This is a genomic window from Candidatus Accumulibacter phosphatis (assembly GCF_012939955.1).
Classification (GTDB): Bacteria; Pseudomonadota; Gammaproteobacteria; order Burkholderiales; family Rhodocyclaceae; genus Accumulibacter; species Accumulibacter delftensis.
In genome coordinates, this window is record NZ_SPMY01000086.1 from 1 (window position 1) to 3152 (window position 3152).

Annotated in this window: 2 protein-coding genes; both read left to right on the forward strand. The window is 57.1% G+C overall.

The annotated features are described in order from the left end of the window. On the forward strand, positions 1-946 hold a 946-nt coding region (locus tag E4Q23_RS21105; RefSeq protein WP_211203882.1), incomplete at its 5' end, for a hypothetical protein. Continuing rightward, positions 889-2799, forward strand: coding sequence for a tetratricopeptide repeat protein (locus E4Q23_RS21110; protein ID WP_169068454.1), 1911 nt, complete (start codon positions 889-891; stop codon positions 2797-2799). The genes E4Q23_RS21105 and E4Q23_RS21110, both read left to right, overlap by 58 nt. Positions 2800-3152 lie beyond the last annotated feature (353 nt).

Here is a 3152-nt window from a genome sequence, read left to right on the forward strand (position 1 = left end):
ATCAGACGGCAATCCGCAGATGCTCATTGAGCTTGTTGGGCTGATCAATACTCGGGAAACGTATCGCGCACACGGCGCGCTGACGCCACATGCATACGGGAATATCGAGAAGCTGAGCGAAAACCTCACGACCATGATAACGGATCGCCTCAATAGTGACGCGACGCCAGACGACGTCAAGGTCGCCATTGCGCTGTCGTCGCTGCAAGGAATGCAATTCCTCAGCTCGCTTACGGACGAGACAGCCGAAGTGCTGCAAGGAGTGGAATTCTGCAGCTCGCTCACGGAAACCGCAGCCAAAGCACTGAAACTCGGTGCGGCGAGCTCCGGCTTGAACAAGGCCGCGGATCCGCTACGTCTGATTGTTGGGCTGGAAGCTGGTATTGCCAGCTTCGTTCAGCGCGCTTACCGGGAAGCGGCAGAATCGCTTGTCGGGGGACGGCTGAGTACAAAACCGGAAGTGATCAAGGCCGCCGTGCTCCGCGCGGCGATCACCATCATCGATGCCCCCGACCGATGGGCGCTGCTGGATGCGGAGAAGCGGCGTGCGATGCTCGGCGTCATGGCATCGCTAGCCGAAGACAGCCCTGACGACACAATGCGAGTTCGGGCGGGAAATGCGCTTGCCGAGCTCGTTAAATTGGCGACCGAGAACGCACAACGCGCGGCGTATGCCAAGCAGTTTTCAGCAGGATTGAACAGCGGAAAATGGCCGATCGACGCCTTCACCTTCAGCCAGCTTGACCGCGTGCGATGCGCCTTGGGCGAGTGGTACGGGGACGGGGACACGGTAGAACTCTGTGAACGCATCATCGAGGTGACCCGGGCTCGCCAAGCCGCCGAGCCGCACCCCATAGGCCACGCTGAGACCGATCTCGAAGCGGACTCTTGGCAGCATCGAAGGCTCTGGAAAGCCGAAACGCATACAATGCGGCATTTCCCCTAAGTGAAGAGCGGGTGGCGATTTTGCGCCGCAGATCCAGTTTGCAGGCCACGCCCGAGAGCATTGATGCGCTATGCGTTGCTCTATCAGAGCTTGCTGATAGTGGCGCGTTTTCAACAGACTACACAAACCGAGAGTTGGACCTGCTGGGCGAAATGATCTCCCTGCGCAGAAGCGCATGTGTTTCCCAAGAACCTTCGAACGCCACGGAATCCTTGATCAAAGCCTTGCTTGCGTTGTCGGAACGCAGTTCGCCATCGGCAGCGCTCGACTTGCAACGGAAAATAGTTGACCTGCGCGGCAAGACGGTCTTGGCCCGTGATGGCGAAGTGCTACACGTCAATCTTGCGCTTGGGTTGATGAAATTGGCCAGTCTCTTGAGCGTTGCCGGACAAACGGAGCAAAGCGCCGAGATCTACACCGAGGCGCTGACCGTGTTTCGAGAAGCACGGGAGCGGTTTCTAACCCAAGATGCGACTAAAGAACTTGCGTTCGCCCTTATGAATGTGGCTGAGGAGAAAGCAGATCAGGGCGATTTTCAAGGAGAGAGGAAGCTGCTGGTCGAAGCAGCCCAGGCGTGGGCCGACCTAGACGACAAGTGTGCCCTGCAGTCCGTGCAGGAACTTTTGGCACACAACGCGGTAGCCAATTCCGACTGGGGGCTTGCACGCGAGCATTGCCTGCAGGCCGAACAACTCGCTCGGCAGCTCGGCGATGTAGGGGAAGGACTCGCCCATTTGAGGCAGCAACTGCTGTCAAAGGTGCCTGCGGGCGTAGGGTGGTTGACCAGCGATGAGCTAGTTGCCCAGATAGTTGTCGAAAGCGAGGCATCGCGTGTTCCGCAGGATCAGAGTCTGGACTCTCTACGGCAGCAGTTCTTGAATGCTCGGACTCGCCCTGTGGTCTGCCAGGATCTTGTGCAGGCGCTGTTCGAGCGAGTGTGCGAGCTGTGCGAAAGAGGATTACATGAAGATGCCGATGTGGTGGCATGGGAATGTTCAGAAGTGGCCCGTTATGCCCGGGTAGAAGGCGTGCCTCAGCTATACGTCGACGCAGAGTGCTTCGAGATACTTTGCGGCACTTGGTTGGTGAGTGGGCAGCGCAGTGCAGACTGGCTTAACAAGGTGCTCGCGTTCGCCAAGGAACTCGTCAAATTACGCCGAGAAGAACCACTTACTGTTGATGACAAAAGTGATTTCATAGCAGCATTGAGCATGGCTTCGGAGATTGCTCAATCAGCAGATGACTGGACGTTGGCGGCGGACTTTCTCCGTGAGTGGTTAGCTGTCGAGCGACGCCTTGTGGAGAACAGCCACGAATCGAATCGAGATGGCGAGCTGATGTCACCACTCGAGAGTCTCGCGCGATTGGCAAAGCGCAGCAAAAACTGGGTGGCACACGACGAGCTGCAGGAAGAGCGACTGACAATCGGCAAGCAGCTTTGGAAAGCTCATGGCGAGCCGTGGGGCATGCTTTCAGCAGCGCTGAGCCTTATGGAAAGTGCGCGCGCTCATGGCGATAAGACTGGCGCCGTGGAGCTCGGCGGATTGATGGTCGAAACGGTTTGTAGCTTGCGAACGGAGCAAGGCGCCGGTTGGTCGGATCAGGACCTGGTCGAAATGTTGGCGGCTGCCGTACGGAACATGCAGGGCATGGACCTGGAGAGTGAGAAGCTGAACGAGGAACTTGTGATCGCTTCAAGCGACTTCCGCTCAAAGTGTGCGGATCCGAGAAAGCTGCCGAAGCTGGCTGTAAGCCTTCGCGATGCCGGGCTGGACGACGAAGCCGAGCAGTTTCGGCGCGAGGCGCTTGCCATTCGCGAGCGCGAGTTGGGCGCGGAAACCCCCACATTGTGACGGATAGGTGGGTGTCCACCGGAAAGGAGTGCCATGTCGGAGCTCTAGTAGAAAAAAAGTTCTCAAGTATCTTTGCACTATGCCGTTGCCTGTAAGGTAGACACGGTCGGCGCAGGTAAAGAAGCCGGTCAATGCACGAGTCGCTCCGCGAATGAGCACGCCGAAAAATGACAGGCTCTTAGTGCGGTAATATCTTCACCTTTCGCGCACGAGCACCAAGAACCAAATCCTCCCATTAATAAAACAACAATTGTCACGAGAGTTGAACGGTAAACAAATCAAGATTTCCTGTCCTCCGCAAGCGCTGGAGACTGCGCGCGTATCTCGCATGGCTTGTTGCTTTCGTTATTTCT